The sequence below is a fragment of the Moorena sp. SIO3E8 genome (assembly GCF_010692445.1).
GTDB lineage: Bacteria > Cyanobacteriota > Cyanobacteriia > Cyanobacteriales > Coleofasciculaceae > Moorena > Moorena bouillonii.
Window position 1 is genome coordinate 1 of record NZ_JAAHHM010000140.1, and the last position, 15,181, is coordinate 15,181.

A 15,181-nucleotide genomic window follows, 5' to 3' on the forward strand; every position below is an offset into this window, starting at 1 on the left:
GGAGACATAGCAGTTTTTACATTGGTTTATATGGTCAAACCTGGGTAAAGTTTAAGGATTGTTGTCTAGAATTAGTAACCGAATTAATGAGACTCAATCCTAATAAACGAAAGTATTATCAACGAGGTATAAGGGCTAGGTTGCTTATAGAATCTGCATTTTAGCTTATTTCGTCGCCCCCTCAGGCATTATGCAGACTATTTACGACAAAATTATCCAAATCATACACAATCTGATCAGGAAAACCTAGAAACTGCTCAGGGTTATGGTAGTTGGGCAGGTCAAATCATTATGTCAGATGATTTTGATGAACCATTAGAAGATTTGGCAGAATATATGTAAGATGAAAGCTCTTCTAGAGGTAAGCATTCAGCAGTTAGCGGTCAACTGTCAGCAGTCAGTGGTCATTATTTTATTCAAAAGGTTTTCCCATAGGGTGTGCGTAGCGCTTAAGCTGATAGCTAATTGCTTATATACCGTTTATCATAGCTATGAGGTACACATTATTTTTTGACGTTGCTGATTATGGGTATGGTTTCGCCCCCCTAGCCCCCCAATTCTGGGGGGAACAAAACTCTTAAAGTCCCCCAAAGTTGGGGGATTTAGGGGGCTTTAATAAAACCAGATAATCGCGCATTCATTCCTTAATTCAGTAACGCCCTTCCCTATTCCCTGCTCCCTGCTCCCTGCTCCCTGCTCCCTGCTCCCTGCTCCCTGCTCCCTGCTCCCTGCTCCCTTCATCAAAGTGTTAATTTAGCATAACAAGTACGGAAGAGCCAACATTACTAAAGCAAACATCATGCTAGTCTTAAAATCTTGCGCCCTAATCTTATTCACAACTTGTTTGATAAGTTTTACTTGGGCAGGCGTTGCTTTATTTACTCGGCCTAACGGCACTCCAAATGGTTTGAGGATTCTGTTTTTTTTATGGACACTATTAATAGTTATACAGGTCAGTACGATCGTTCTGACTGAAGAAAGTAATTTAATCCTAGGGTTAATGGGACTGAGCATCTATATCAGCTCACTAGTTTTGTTTTGGTGGGCAGTTAAAACAACTAAGGAAAAGCCTTTGTCTATTTGCTATTCCGATGATTTACCAAACCACATCATTACCACTGGCCCCTATAAATTCATTCGTAATCCCTTTTACACATCCTACCTGCTTTCTGTGCTAGCTGGTGTTTTTGTTAGTAATCAACTCTGGCTAATACTAACAGTAGTAGTAATGTTTGTTCTCTACTATCAAGTTGCTCGCCAAGAAGAAGCTAAATTTTTAACTAGTAGTTTTGCGGCTGACTATAAAGTGTATAAGGAAAACACAGGAATGTTTTTACCTTATACCAATCGGATTTGGTATGATAGCTGATAGCGGATATAGCTGTTTTCAATGTGGTGAGGTACAGAGTTTCTGGTTTTCGGAAACAGGGAACAGGATCCCGATTCCCGATTCCCGATTCCCTACTCCCTACTCCCTACTCCCGATTCCCGATTCCCGATTCCCGATTCCCTATTCCCTCTATTCAAAATGGCCACAACCGTTGCAGCAATCGCCAAATTTTAACCACTAGCTCTTCTATCCAAAGCATGGTGATGTCTAACCACTCTAACACTCGTTCTAAAGGATGTTTAACATATCCTTCTGGAGTTGCTTTAGTGTCAATGCAGTCTTGATTGGGCTCTACATCACTATGGTTTCTAGAGTTAGCGATCGCACTATTTTCTTCTCCCTTAAATTCTTTAAGCTTGCTGTTACCCGAATTAACAACTGCTAGAGGTGGATGTTTAGATTTTTTGGGAGTAGTTTTTTCTAAATTCTCCTGAATTTGGGACAGGTCTGGTGATTTTTCAGTCCTGGAATTTTTAGTCTGGGTGATGGATGGTTTGGGTTGAACGTTTGAGGATTTATTTCTTGAGATAATCAGCTTACCTGGAGCCTTTAGTAAGTTCAGGTATCGCTTAAAGAGGGTCCAAATAGACTTTTCTGACTTCACAGGAATCTTGCTGTTGAATCCTTCTGGTAACTGATGTCTAGATTGAAGATTAGCAACCGGTAATTCTGCCTGATTTCCGGAGTTGGAGGTTGAGGAATATAAATTTTGGTAGTGGTCAGATCCATCTGGGTTGCCCCATAAATCATTATCGGATAACCAAGGATCAAGTTCATCTGATTTAGACCGAGATGCTGTTGAGGTGGATGGTTTTAATGACGGGGAAAGTGGAGGGGAATTATCTCCTGATAGCTGATGGGCTTCTGGGTATAAATCATTGCTGTTTGCTCCTGGTAAACCCTCTCCAGAACCAGAAGGGATGTCGGATTGTTCTGAGGAACCAGTCAAACTAAAATTAGATGATTTTCTACCAAAGAAATAGTCAACCGCAGCATAGATTAAGCTTAAGAGTTTAAGTCGGTTAGTGTCAGACCCTGCGGTTACCTCCTCTGAGCTATTAGGCTTAATAAATGGTTTTTGTAGGGCTTGAATCAGCTGATTACTACTCTGGCGAAGGGTTAGGGGGATTTGCTTACTCAGTTTAACCACCACTTCCGATCGTTGTACTAATTGGTGTGATTCCAGTTCCAGCAATTTGTTATCCAGGAAAGTTAATAGGTCTTGAATTGGGCTAGAAGGTGATAGCTGGAATGGTTTGGGTTTAAGTTGTCGGTGATTAGAGGTGGCTGATTGACCCTTGGAAACAGCTCGTTCGCGTAGCGTGCGCGTAGCGCTAATGATCCTCGATTCCCCGAACAGATTAATTGCGATCGCTACAGGACTAGTTTGCACCCACGCCATCAATCGCCAGAATAGCCTGATCGGTGGAAAAATAGGGGGGTGATCTAAGGTAGCAAGGGAAGGGGATGCTTTTTTGCCATCTAACGAATGGGCTAAACGCCATTTACGCAGTAAGTCAGCCACCTCCCAGCTGATTCTGGATGTTAGTTTTTGCTGCTGCTGGGGTGTCAATATATCCAGAATTTGATTTTCCACTGTCACCAGCACTAGACCCCGGTTGTCCAATAAACAAGCCACTCCCTTAATTAGCATATGCTCATTAGTCGCGGGTTTAGCTGGGGTTACAGCTTGCCCGTTATATACGCTTACAGGTTCCTGGTTATTTAGGGATGTTCCCCTTTGCCGTTCCAGTAGGATAGGTTGCCCGTTATTTAGGGTTACAGCTTGCCCGTTAGACGGTTTTAGGTTGTCTAGATCAGCTTCAAGGGTAAACTTGCCAAGGTTCAACTCTTGTAGCACTCGCTGAATTGCTGTATCTGCTTCTGGCGGTTTTTCCTGGGGCTGGGCGTGGCTAAATGTTCTTAATTGGGGCAATCCAACTTTTACCGAAGAAGAAATCTGACGCCCAGCGGATAAACTAGCTTGCACCAGCAGGTAAACCGGATAAAGTAAAATTTGCCCTCCCCATACCCCTGCAACTTTTAAATGCCGTATTGTACGTTGAATTTGGTCAGCAAACCGTTGAGATTGTCGATTGATAAAGTTAAACAATCTACTGCGATAGGGACCTTTGGCAGGGGAAGACATGATGATTATTGCTTGGGTGAGGGATTAGCTAGCTGATAGACATTTAAGCTCGATTGTAAGCATTCAGTGGTCAGTGGTCAGTGCTCAGCGGTCAGTGCTCAGTGCTCAGCCGTTGGCCTGTGGCTGAAAGCTGATAGCACCTCAAGTAGCGTGCGCGTAGCCCATAAGCTGAAAGCTGATAACTGATAGCTGATAGCTAATAGCTGATAACTTTCAATAAACCACCAATAACAAATTAATCATAGTCGGTGCCATTGATTTTAGCGACAATTTGACTAATCTTATTCAAATTACTTAAACCAAATGGATCAGATTAGGCTTATTGATGGGATTAATCATGCGATCGCAAAACTCCGTGCTTTAACTCAAACCAATGTTCAGCAGGGTTGGCGATACTGTAAAGAAGATATTCCTTATCCTGTGGCCACTCAACCAGAGTGCTGGAACAATTGGTCAATAGCCCAACGTAATGACAAGGATTACATTACTTGGTCTGCTGGAAGACAAGTGATCTGGTTGAGTCAACGATTCCTAGTGCCCCAGGATTTGCAGCGCTATCCTTTAGCTGGCTTAGGATTACGTTTAGTGTTGACGTGGTGGGCAGAATCGGCTCAGATTTTTGTCAACGGTCAGCTGGTACAAGAGGGGGATTTATTTGATTCCTCCACACGGATGCTGCTAAATTCAACAGTAGTGCCAGGGGAAGAGTTTGCGGTAGCCCTAAGGTTGGTTAGTCCTGGTCATGATATCGGCGGATTAATGCGATCGCAAATTCTCTACGAAGCCACCAATGATATCGATCCAGGCTTTGTAGCTGATGAATTGACTGTCTTAGAAAAGTATATCGCTAGTTTTGAACCAGAAAAATTAGGGGCTCTAGGGAAAGCTGTGGCTGAGATTGATTGGGAAATGGTGTCACAGCCGACAGAATTTATGCGATCGCTTACCCGATTGCGCCAACAACTCAGTACAATTGAAAATTCAAACTTCAGAATTCAAAATAGTCAAAACTCTATCCAAATGCTAGGTCATGCTCACCTTGATTTGGCTTGGTTATGGCCAGTCAGCGAGACCTGGGAGGTAGCTGTGCGTACCTTTGAATCAGTATTAAAGCTACAGCAAGAATTTCCAGATTTCACCTTTTGCCATACCACCCCTGCCCTTTATGCTTGGATAGAACAGCATCGGCCTGATTTATTTAAAAGGATAAAACAACAAGTAGCTGCTGGTCGTTGGGAAATTGTGGGGGGGATGTGGGTAGAACCGGAATTAAATTTAATTGATGGTGAATCAATTGTCCGACAAATTCTCTATGCTCAACGTTACGTCCAGAAAACCTTCGGTCAGTTAACCACAGTGGCATGGGTAACGGATAGTTTTGGCTTCTGTTGGCAACTACCTCAATTGCTGAAACAGGGTGGAATTGACTACTTCGTTACCCAGAAGCTGCACTGGAACGATACCACCAAATTTCCCTACGGTGCTTTCTGGTGGCAGTCTCCCGATGGCAGCCAAATCTTCAGCCTGATGTCTCCCCCTAACGTTGCTGGTGTTATGGATACAAATCCCATTACTATGGCAAGCTACGCCATTGATTGGGAAATTCAAACCTCACTCAAGGAGGCATTTTGGTTACCTGGTGTGGGAGATCATGGTGGTGGTCCCACCAGGGATATGTTACAAGTAGCAAGGCGTTGGCAGAAATCCCCATTCTTTCCAAAGCTGGAATTTACCACCGCCAGTGACTATTTGTTGAAGGTTAGTAGGTTGAAGGTTAGCAGGTTGTTCGCGAAGCGTGGCCTTTTGGCCAAGGTTGCAGGTTGTATTGAGAACCTTCAAGCTTTAACTCCAAGCAACCTTACACAGAGTGTCGCAAGTGTGGCAAGTGTGAGGGGAGAAGAAATTAAAGGAGGGGGGAAAGGCCAAAGCCAAACCACTAAAGAGATTCCGGTCTGGAATGATGAACTCTATCTAGAATTCCATCGGGGTTGCTATACCACTCACGCTGACCAAAAGCGCTATCTACGTCGTTGTGAGGGGTTATTGTACCAAGCCGAACTGTTTGCTGTCCTAAAAACCATTGCGACAGGACAAGCCTATCCTAAGACTGAACTAGAGGAAGCCTGGAAAAAGGTCTTATTTAATCAGTTCCACGACATCTTACCAGGAACATCGATCCCAGAAGTCTTTGTAGACGCTAATCAGGCTTGGCAGGAAGTCGAGGAGTTGACCGGGGAGATATTGGAGGAATCATTAAATGCGATCGCATCCAAGATCACCCTGCCACCACCACCCAAACCCAATGCTCAAGCCATTATTGTCTTTAATCCTCTCAATTGGCAGCGTTCAGAAGTAATTGCTATTTCTTTAGCTATTTCGTTACCTGTTTCTATACCGGTCGGGTCAATCGAATGGGAAGTGTATGACTGTTTTGGGGAAAAGATAGTCTCTCACGTTAGCTACGATCAAGCCCAAGATATCCCAAACAATGACAATAACAATGACAATCTCTCCTATAGTCAGATCGAATTGCTGTTTCTAGCCAGTAATATTCCTTCGGTAGGATATCGTGTTTTTTGGTTGTGCAGCAATGATGTGGGCGTTGCTGATTCTGGGTATGATTTTGCCCCCCTAGCCCCCCAATTTTGGGGGGTACAAAACTCTCAAAGTCCCCCAAAGTTGGGGGATTTAGGGGGCTTTACCAAAACCAAACAATCACGAATTCATACTTCAATTCAGCAACGCCATGATGTGGACTTGAACTTAGAGCTACCTCCCAATTCCCAATTCCCGATTCCCGATTCCCGATTCCCGATTCCCGATTCCCAATTCCCGATTCCCGATTCCCGACTCCCGATTGAAGATTTGGTCTTAGAGAATCAATACCTACGAGTAGTGGTAGACCCAGAAACTGGAGAGTTGAGTAGTGTCTTCGATCAGGTTAATCAGCGGGAAGTGCTTAGTGGTCCTGGAAATCAGCTACAAGCTTTTGAGGATAGTGGTCAATATTGGGATGCATGGAATATAGATCCAAATTATGCTGACCATCCTTTGCCGAGCACTGAGCTGATCGGGATCGAGTGGATTGAAACCGGAGTATTGCGTCAGCGTTTGCGAGTGGTGCGTCGGCTGATGCGATCGCAATTTTGTCAGGACTATATCCTCTCAGCAGAATCTCCAGTCCTCAAAATTGCCACTACCGTAGACTGGCAGGAACGCCATGTATTAGTAAAAGCTGCTTTTCCATTAGCCATTGATGCCGATTATGTGTCCTATGAGATGCCTTGTGGGGTAATTAGACGTTCTACTCAACCCCAAACCCCTGCTGAGCAAGCTAAATGGGAAGTACCTGCTCTGCGCTGGGCAGACTTGAGTGATCAAACCTATGGTGTCAGTTTGCTGAATGATTGCAAATACGGCTATGATGCCCAGGCTTCCCAATTACGTCTAACATTGCTTCGCTCTCCCACTTGGCCCGATCCTGAAACTGATCAAGGCATCCACCAATTCACCTATGCTTTGTATCCTCATCAAGGCAGTTGGCGTTCTGCAGATACAATTTACCTAGCATACCAACTTAATTTACCATTTTTAGGGTTACTTTCGTCTCCCGCTAATAGTTCTATTTTCAGTAATAATGTCAGTAATAATTATCAACCTTCTTTACCATCAACCGGACAACTATTAAATTTGTCAGCCAAGACTTTAATTTTGATGGCACTTAAACAATCCGAAGATATCCCTGATCAATGGATTCTCAGGTGTTATGAATCTCATGGGGAGTCAGCGAATTTATCCTTGGTGAGTGATTTGGGATTAAAAGTAGTTCACCCAGTTGACTTATTGGAAAGACCTGTGAGTTTATCAGAACAATCATCTGATGAAAAAGTAGTTAAGATAGAGCCTTGGAAAATAACTAGTTTGGCAGTTAAATCCATAATTTAGAAGGGAGTCGGGAGTCGGGAGTCGGGAGTCGGGAGTCGGGAGTCGAAAAAATAGAACTTCGGAAGCAGGTAGCAAAGCGCGGATTTATGTATAAATTCCTATAGAAATTGTGATAATTATTGTTCCCTGTTCCCTGTTCCCTGTTCCCTGTTCCCTGTTCCCTGTTCCCTGTTCCCTGTTCCCTGTTCCCTTTGCTATGTCAACCTGTACTATTTCCTAATCTGAACTGGCATAATCAAATAGGTCATCTTCAATCCCCCTAGAGGCTTAAAAATTACAGGACTATTAGCTTCATTCATATGCATTGAAATCTCAGAGCTAGAAAGCGCCTTTAAGCCATCAATTAAGTACTTAACATTAAAAGCAATTTCCAAACTATCACCCGATATTTCTACTTCCATTGACTCCCGACCACTACCCAAATCCTTTGCCTCTACCGAGAGATTAAGCCGCTGGTTAACACTATCAATATTAAACTTGACAATATTATTTTTCTGGTCAGCTAACACTGCAATCCGTTCTACTGCACTGAGTAATTGACGGCGATCTAGAATGATCTGACGCTCAAAGTGTTTCGGAAGCAGCTGATGATAGGAAGGGTACTGTCCTTCCAAAGTTCGGCTTGTTAAACGCTGTTCTCCCCCTTGACAAACAATCTGACCAGGTTCAAACTGAATCGCAATAATATCCTGAGCTTCAGCCTTAGATACTATCCGCTCCAACTCCCGTAACGCTCTAGCTGGTAACGTAAATTCTACGGGTAAATCATGATCATCCAATTCTTGGGTAGCTTCAGTCGTTGCACTTTCCTCTATTCTCCGATTAGTTTCCACAACTGCTAGTCGGTGACCATCGGTAGCAGCAAATTCCAATTTGTCCGACTGTACAGTAAGGTGAACCCCCGTCAGCACTTGCTTAGTTTCATCAGAACTAGTGGCAAATAAAGAACCCTGCAATCCAGCCTTTAAGACTTCTACAGGAATATGAACCGCAACGGATGTGTTAACTTCCGGCAGCTCGGGGAATTCCTCAGAACTCATACCTCGAACCTGATAACGTCCAGTAGCTGAGGTTAAGGTCACAATCAGGCTATCACTGTCTGTATCTTTACCATCATCCTCTAGAGTAATTTCCCCTGAAGGTAGACGGGAGACAATATCATTGAGGAGTTTTGCTGGCAGGGTAATTTCCCCTCCTGTCTCAACGTCAGCCTTAAAACTAGTCTGGATACCCAGGCTAAGGTCGAAAGCAGTTAGTAGCACCCGCTGATTTTTTTGGTCTGCTTCTAACAAAACATTACCCAGCACAGGATGAGTAGGGCGAGAAGGGACTACCCGACTCACTAGTGAAAGGTTTGTATTGAGGTCACTTTGACTGCAAACCAGTTTCATGATTGGTTTCGTAATGGGGCTTACTTTAGGACAAAAATATAGCACTCGATTACTAATTTTTGTACAAAACCACCTCAAAAACGTAAGCATTCAGCGGTCAGTGGTCAGCGGTCAGTGGTCAGCGGTCAGTAGTCAGCGGTCAGTGGTCAGCGGTCAGTGGTCAGTGGTCACCAGTCACTGGTCAGTGGTCAGCGGTCACTGGTCAGTGGTCAGCAGTCAGCTAATAGCACCTCAAGTAGCGATGCAGCGCGTAGCCCATAGGCTGATAACTTACTCAAAAACAATAGCGCTATACTAATTGGCCTAGTAATCCATTTGTGGAAAAAGTTGTGGAAAAATTCGGTGATTTTTCCACAGAGCATTTATACTCAGAAGCTATATATTATAGCAGTAAACTCGATCATAGCATCAAGCTCAAGCCGTTAATTAACAAACGTTAATTAAAAAACGTTAATTAAAATATCGCTTTCTAGCCTAATCAGGTACAGAGTATTTTTCCCTGTTCCCGATTCCCGATTCCCGATTCCCGATTCCCGATTCCCGATTCCCTACTCCCTGCTCCCTAAACGCCAGGACAAAAGTACCTCAAACGTCGCTGATAATTGCTATAAACACGCTTTATTTTTGGTTTTGACTCCTGGCTGTCAGATTTATGCGATCGCTTAACTGAGAAAGTTTCTGAGCTAACTCATCATCTTTTTCCCGCAGCTGAGCAATTTTATCGCAACTGTACATAACTGTCGTGTGGTCTTTGCCCCCAAATTCTTCCCCAATTCGGGGTAGGCTCAATTCTGTATGCTGCCTCATCAGATACATCCCAATTTGCCTAGCCGAACTAATTTCTCGCCTCCGAGAGCTACTTTTTAAGTCTTCCACTGAAAGATTAAACGTATCGGATATAGTACTTAAAATCACTTCAGGAGAAGTCTTAATCTTCTTGGTCGGTGGGTTCAAAATCGGTGCAATATTTTCCACATTCATCGCTAAACCCGCAATCGATACATAAGTTACCGCCCTAATTAAAGCTCCCTCTAATTCTCTAATGTTAGAGGTATAGCTAGCAGCAATATACTCAACTACGTCGTGGGATAGACGTATATTTTCGTCCTCTGCCTTTTTTTGCAAGATAGCCATTCTGGTTTCTAAATCCGGTGGCTGAATATCAGCGATTAAACCCATAGAAAAGCGCGAACAAAGGCGTTCTTCCAAGCTATTAATCTGATGAGGAGGACGGTCTGATGCCAAGACAATTTGTTTACCAGCTTCGTGCAAAGTATTGAAGGTGTGGAAAAACTCTTCCTGAGTATATTCCTTACCTTCAAGAAACTGAATATCATCTACCAAAAGTACCTCAGCTGTCCGATAATGTTCTCGAAAGCTCTGGAGACTATCCTCGCGAATAGCAGAAATTAAATCATTAGTGAACTGCTCAGTAGAAACATAAAAAATTTTAGAGTCTGGGTTATTCTCCAAGCGGTAATGACCAATTGCCTGCATTAAGTGAGTTTTGCCTAAACCAACACCACCACAAAGAAACAGAGGGTTAAACTCCCGTCCTGGATACTCCCCTACCGCCAAAGATGCAGCATGAGCCATGCGATTATTAGGACCAACCACAAAGCGAGAGAAAACATGCTTAGGATTTAACTTAGACCGTCTTGGCTGGTTTTTAAAGGTATTTTGGGAATGATTAGTGGCTACGGGAAATGACCAGGAAAAGTCAACATCACCAGTCATTGAGTTATTCTCTCCTGTAGCTGTTGTGAAGTGAATTTCCACTGGTTGACCTAAAATATCTTCCACGACATCAGCAATTGTTTTAACGTAATACTTCTGCAACCAATTTCTGGAAAAGGGATTGGGAGTGCGGATCACCAAGCAGTTATTGTCAAGCTTTTGAGCGGTAGTTGTTTCGAGCCAAGTTTCAAAGGTGGGCTGACTCAGTTGTAGTTTGAGACGTTCTAATACCTGAATCCATAGTTGTTCTGGGGAAATTTTCACCGTTTTTCTTCTACCGTAGTCAATGGTTTCTAAGCTAGATGTCATGAGCAACAGCCCAGACCAAAAGAATAAAAATTCCTTTCCCTATATCCAACCTCCCAAAACAGTTTACCAATTTTCAGCATATGAAGGTACTGTTTCAGCATTTGATCGAATAAGCTTGACGGATATAGACGTTTGGCTTTTACTATGGCGAGTGAAACACTACAAATTGCTCAGTTAGGTAACCCGATTTTACGGCAGCACACTAACCGAGTAGATAATTTGCTAGATGAACGCCTTCAACAACTGATTGATCACCTGATAGCAACTGCTACAGCGGCCAATGGGGTTGGCATTGCAGCACCCCAAGTATCTCAATCCTATCGTTTGTTTATCGTAGCGTCTCGTCCGAATTTAAGGTATCCCCACGCACCGTTGATGGAACCAACGGCTATGATTAATCCTGCCATTATTAGTCATGATACTGACATGGTTAAGGACTGGGAGGGGTGTCTGAGTATTCCAGGCATTCGAGGGTTAGTACCCAGGTATACTCGAATTGAGGTGGAGTATACTAATCGGTATGGTGAGTATCAGCGGCAACAATTCACAGACTTTGTAGCTAGAATATTCCAGCATGAATATGACCATCTTGAGGGCATTGTATTTTTAGACCGAGTGGAGAGTACCCAAGAGATGATGAGTGAGGAGGAATATCAGAAGCAGATTATCAATAACTTATAGCGATTGTTAAATCCTATACTCACTAATTTTAAAATCGCTACAATCTATTGATACTGGATAGTGCGAAGTTCTGTGGTCGGTTGAGTGGTTGAATTACCTCTAAGAAAAGAACACCCCGATCGCGCCTAGGGACGAGAATGTTCCAAACTGGCTGAGTTTTGCTGATTCAGCCAGTTAGATTATGGCTCTATATCGTAGAGTCGAGCAAATCTTAGTTGAACTGCGTCCTATGTTTGCAGGTTTTGTCACCTTCGAGTGGTTTGTGTTGCTGCTATGGGGAGTGATCTTATACACCCTGTTCATTGTAGAAACCGATAATTAGGACACTAGTAATTAGCATGCTATAATTGGCATATTTATCACATGGATGTGTCCTTAAAACCTGTAGAGTGGGTTGGCAGTTCCTTGGAAGATTTGAAAAAATTTCCCTCAGAAGTTCAGCAAGTTATGGGTTATGCCTTGTACTTAGCTCAATGTGGAGACAAACATCCCGGTGCTAAACCCCTCAAAGGATTCAAAGGTGCTGGTGTACTCGAAGTTATTGACAACTTTGATGGAGACACTTATCGGGGTCTATACACCGTAAAACTCCAAGGTGTAGTGTATGTTCTGCATACATTTCAAAAGAAATCAAAGCAAGGTATCGCCACACCCAAGCAAGAGCTGGAATTAATTGAAGCCAGGTTAAAAAGAGCCAGAGAACATTACTCACAACATTACACTCACGAGTAGAGGTAGTAATTATGGTCAAAGAAATTGAAGTACAAGCTAGTAGTGGTAATGTGTTTGCCGATTTAGGTTTAGAAAACTCTGACGAATTAATCGTTAAAGCAGAACTGGCTCGTAAGATTAGTAGTATTATTTCCAAGCAGGGTATGACACAAGCTGCGGCGGCCAAGGTTTTAGGAGTAGATCAGCCTAAAGTGTCCGCACTTATCAATGGTAAGTTGGCGGGTTTTTCAATTGTGCGGCTGTTTCGCTTCTTAAACGCTTTCGGTCAAGATGTGGAAATTGTGGTCAAAACCAAACCATTATCTCACCCTGTGGCTCGAACACTAGTGTCGTGAACTAGCTGATGCTGAAGTAGAGTTATTCAGATAGTTGTCCTAATAAAGATTTACGTAAGTATTCAGCTATCAGCCTTTGACCTTGGCTGATAGCTGAGATAGTTAACTGTACTACATCCGCTCCAGTACCTGAATTCCCAGTAAAGACAATCCCAGTTTCAGAGTTCTAGCAGTCAAATCACATAGCAGCAGACGGGATGTCCGCTTGGGTTCTTCGGCTTTTAGTACAGGGCATTGGTCATAGAATTGATTAAACTTCTGACTCAGTTCAAACAAATACTGACAAAGGCGATTCGGCATCAATTCTTTCTCAACTTCACCAAGAACCTCATTTAGTTGTAATAACTTCTTCCCTAGCACCAATTCTGCGTCTTCTTGCAACAAAATTTTGGCATCGGTTCCCAGTTGCTCAAAATCAATCTCCCCTTTGCGGCTAATGCCCTGAATGCGGACATAGGCATAAAGCATATATGGTGCCGTATTGCCCTGGAGTGCCAACATCTTATCAAAGCTGAATATATAGTTGCTGGTACGATTTTGACTAAGGTCAGCATACTTAACTGCACTCATGCCTACGACTTTGGCAACATGCTCTTTAAATTCCTCAGTTTCCTCCCGACCTTCTTGCTTCAGTCTCGATTCTAAATCAGCACCAGATCGTGCGATCGCTTCATCCAACAAATCCCGCAACCGTACTGTTTCCCCAGACCGCGTTTTCAGCTTTTTGCCATCTTCCCCCAGAACCAAACCAAAGGGAACATGAACGACTTCAACATTTTCCGCAAGAATACCAGTCCGCCGAGCAACCTGAAATACCTGGGTAAAATGATTTGCTTGTCCGGAATCAGTAACATATATAATCCTTTCAGCCTGGTCTTGCTCAGTCCGGTAGCGCAGTGCAGCTAAGTCAGTGGTGGCATAGTTATAGCCCCCATCAGATTTTTGCACAATCAAGGGCAGAGGCTCACCATCTTTATTTGTAAACCCCTCAAGGAAAACACATTTGGCTCCCGAGTCTTCCACTAACAAGCCAGACTTGTCTAAATAGTCCAGAACCTCTGGTAGGAAAGAATTGTAAAAGGATTCCCCCCTTTCGGTGAGCTGAATATCCAGCAAATCGTAGATAATCTGAAACTCCCGCCGAGATTGGTCACACAGTAGTTGCCAAGCACGGCGGCTATCCGTTGCACCAGATTGCAGTTTAACAACTTCGAGTCTAGATGCCTCCCGAAATTCCTCATCTGCATCAAACCGTTGTTTAGCTTGCCGATAAAGGGTGACTAAATCTCCCAAATCCAGGGCATCAGCTGTAGTCAAAGCACTTGGGTAAGCTTCCCTGAGATAGGTAATCAACATCCCAAATTGGGTGCCCCAATCTCCCACATGATTCAAGCGCAGTACATTTTGACCCCGAAATTCTAAGATCCGGGCAATCGAATCCCCAATAATCGTTGAACGTAGATGTCCCACATGCATCTCTTTAGCAATATTGGGAGAAGAAAAATCAACAATGACCCGTCGAGGGGCTGGAGCGACTGCTACTCCTAGACGTGGGTCAGTGTGAATCTTCCTTAGCCGTTCTTCCAAGTAAGCAGGTTTTAAGCTCAAATTAATGAAGCCTGGACCAGCAATAGTCGGGCTCTGACATATGTCAGCCACATCTAGATACTGCAACAAAGATTCTGCGATCGCTCTTGGCGGCTGTTTCAAACGTTTGCTCAAAGCCAAGGCCACATTAGACTGATAGTCACCAAATTTGGGATTGCTGGCAGGTACCATCATTGGATCTACCCCTGCCACATCAGAACCGAAGGCAGCAGTTAAGGCTTGAGTGAATTGAAGTCTAAGTTGTTCAACAATGGATTTCATGGTGCCAGTGCAAAGGGCTCTTCATTAATCTTGCCTCTGAATGGTAACAGCCACTATTTACCGATTAATCCTAGACCTAACCGCACAATTACTGTAACTCCAGGTGAATTTCCCGTTTCACTGGGAAGCATCGGAGTAGTTATGCCAACCTGCACTTAAGCGATGCAGCGCCTTCATGCGGGGGTTTCCCCCATGAGCGACTGCATCAAGACAACGACCAACCGACACGCCCCTGTTCAGGTATGTATCTAAATACACAATAATTACCGAATAATTCTCCCGACTCCCTCGGTGCGCTTTCCGACTCCCGACTCCTGACCTAAATCTAAAGAACCCACCCCTGTGACCTGAGAGCTTCCCCCTCTTCCCCTGGTCAGACCTCGGAAAGCGATGCAGCGCGGTCTTGGGGGTTTCCCCCATGAGCGACTGCATCAAGACACGGATTGAAAAAAACTTTTTTTTAAATTCCATAACCCTTGATATACATAGGCTTCAAGGATTTATCCCCAAAAAAAATTCGGGTTTAGGTTGACAAACGCTTTTTTACCCTTTACATTAGTAAATGGCGATGAGGAAAGCCAAGCGCACCGCACCGCCCCGAACCAAGAAAAATCTATAGTTTGAGAGCCAATATACGGTCGCT

Annotated in this window: 14 protein-coding genes and 1 pseudogene; 10 read left to right on the top strand and 5 right to left on the bottom strand. The window is 43.7% G+C overall.

Features of this window, described 5'->3' with window-relative positions:
- From F6K46_RS32490 to F6K46_RS32505, 4 genes and pseudogenes are all read left to right on the top strand, one after another.
- Window positions 1-164 (top strand): annotated as a pseudogene (locus F6K46_RS32490) (IS4 family transposase); the annotation flags it as partial.
- Entirely contained in the window at window positions 154-342 is a 189-nt protein-coding gene (locus F6K46_RS32495) for a DUF2281 domain-containing protein (protein ID WP_293117745.1), read from the top strand. The pseudogene F6K46_RS32490 and the gene F6K46_RS32495, both read left to right, overlap by 11 nt.
- A gap of 658 nt (window positions 343-1,000) precedes the next feature.
- Window positions 1,001-1,369 carry an isoprenylcysteine carboxylmethyltransferase family protein gene (locus tag F6K46_RS32500; protein ID WP_293117748.1) on the top strand — a complete coding sequence of 123 codons (369 nt, stop codon included), beginning with the start codon at window positions 1,001-1,003 and terminating at the stop codon, window positions 1,367-1,369.
- Complete coding sequence (locus tag F6K46_RS32505) at window positions 1,359-1,571, top strand: hypothetical protein (RefSeq protein ID WP_293085435.1); 213 nt, start codon at window positions 1,359-1,361, stop codon at window positions 1,569-1,571. The genes F6K46_RS32500 and F6K46_RS32505 overlap by 11 nt, the downstream gene beginning before the upstream one ends.
- On the opposite strand, the gene F6K46_RS32510 is transcribed toward F6K46_RS32505, so the two are convergent.
- On the bottom strand, window positions 1,524-3,539 hold the full coding sequence (locus F6K46_RS32510) for a hypothetical protein (protein ID WP_293066072.1): 2,016 nt from the start codon (window positions 3,537-3,539) through the stop codon (window positions 1,524-1,526). The two genes, F6K46_RS32505 and F6K46_RS32510, sit on opposite strands and share 48 nt — an antisense overlap.
- A gap of 303 nt (window positions 3,540-3,842) precedes the next feature.
- Between F6K46_RS32510 and F6K46_RS32515 the strand changes: the two genes are divergently transcribed.
- Window positions 3,843-7,484, top strand: coding sequence for an alpha-mannosidase (locus tag F6K46_RS32515; protein WP_293066074.1), 3,642 nt, complete (start codon window positions 3,843-3,845; stop codon window positions 7,482-7,484).
- Between the two features lie 209 nt (window positions 7,485-7,693).
- Here F6K46_RS32515 and dnaN read toward each other — a convergent pair whose 3' ends face one another.
- Complete coding sequence (gene dnaN / locus F6K46_RS32520) at window positions 7,694-8,875, bottom strand: DNA polymerase III subunit beta (protein ID WP_293066076.1); 1,182 nt, start codon at window positions 8,873-8,875, stop codon at window positions 7,694-7,696.
- Between dnaN and F6K46_RS32525 the strand changes: the two genes are divergently transcribed.
- Entirely contained in the window at window positions 8,874-9,173 is a 300-nt protein-coding gene (locus F6K46_RS32525; protein ID WP_293066079.1) for a hypothetical protein, read from the top strand. The two genes, dnaN and F6K46_RS32525, sit on opposite strands and share 2 nt — an antisense overlap.
- Before the next feature lie 320 nt (window positions 9,174-9,493).
- Here F6K46_RS32525 and dnaA read toward each other — a convergent pair whose 3' ends face one another.
- Window positions 9,494-10,876, bottom strand: a complete 1,383-nt coding sequence (gene dnaA / locus F6K46_RS32530) for a chromosomal replication initiator protein DnaA (RefSeq protein WP_293066100.1) — start codon at window positions 10,874-10,876, stop codon at window positions 9,494-9,496.
- A 189-nt stretch (window positions 10,877-11,065) separates the two neighbouring features.
- Here dnaA and def point away from each other — a divergent pair, with 189 nt between their 5' ends.
- From def to F6K46_RS32550, 4 genes are all read left to right on the top strand, one after another.
- On the top strand, window positions 11,066-11,602 hold the full coding sequence (def, locus tag F6K46_RS32535) for a peptide deformylase (protein WP_293066082.1): 537 nt from the start codon (window positions 11,066-11,068) through the stop codon (window positions 11,600-11,602).
- A 181-nt stretch (window positions 11,603-11,783) separates the two neighbouring features.
- Window positions 11,784-11,924, top strand: coding sequence for a hypothetical protein (locus F6K46_RS32540; protein ID WP_293066085.1), 141 nt, complete (start codon window positions 11,784-11,786; stop codon window positions 11,922-11,924).
- Window positions 11,925-11,965: 41 nt separating this feature from the next.
- Entirely contained in the window at window positions 11,966-12,334 is a 369-nt protein-coding gene (locus F6K46_RS32545) for a type II toxin-antitoxin system RelE/ParE family toxin (protein ID WP_293066088.1), read from the top strand.
- A gap of 11 nt (window positions 12,335-12,345) precedes the next feature.
- The gene (locus F6K46_RS32550) at window positions 12,346-12,669 is read left to right on the top strand and encodes a helix-turn-helix transcriptional regulator (RefSeq protein WP_293066091.1); all 324 of its coding nucleotides are present in this window, start codon (window positions 12,346-12,348) and stop codon (window positions 12,667-12,669) included.
- A 111-nt stretch (window positions 12,670-12,780) separates the two neighbouring features.
- Here the strand turns inward: F6K46_RS32550 and argS are convergent, their stop codons facing one another.
- On the bottom strand, window positions 12,781-14,538 hold the full coding sequence (argS, locus tag F6K46_RS32555; RefSeq protein ID WP_293066094.1) for an arginine--tRNA ligase: 1,758 nt from the start codon (window positions 14,536-14,538) through the stop codon (window positions 12,781-12,783).
- Window positions 14,539-14,655: 117 nt separating this feature from the next.
- Window positions 14,656-14,970 (bottom strand): hypothetical protein, encoded by a 315-nt coding sequence (locus tag F6K46_RS32560; protein ID WP_293066097.1) that lies wholly within the window; start codon window positions 14,968-14,970, stop codon window positions 14,656-14,658.
- Between the last annotated feature and the right edge of the window lie 211 nt (window positions 14,971-15,181).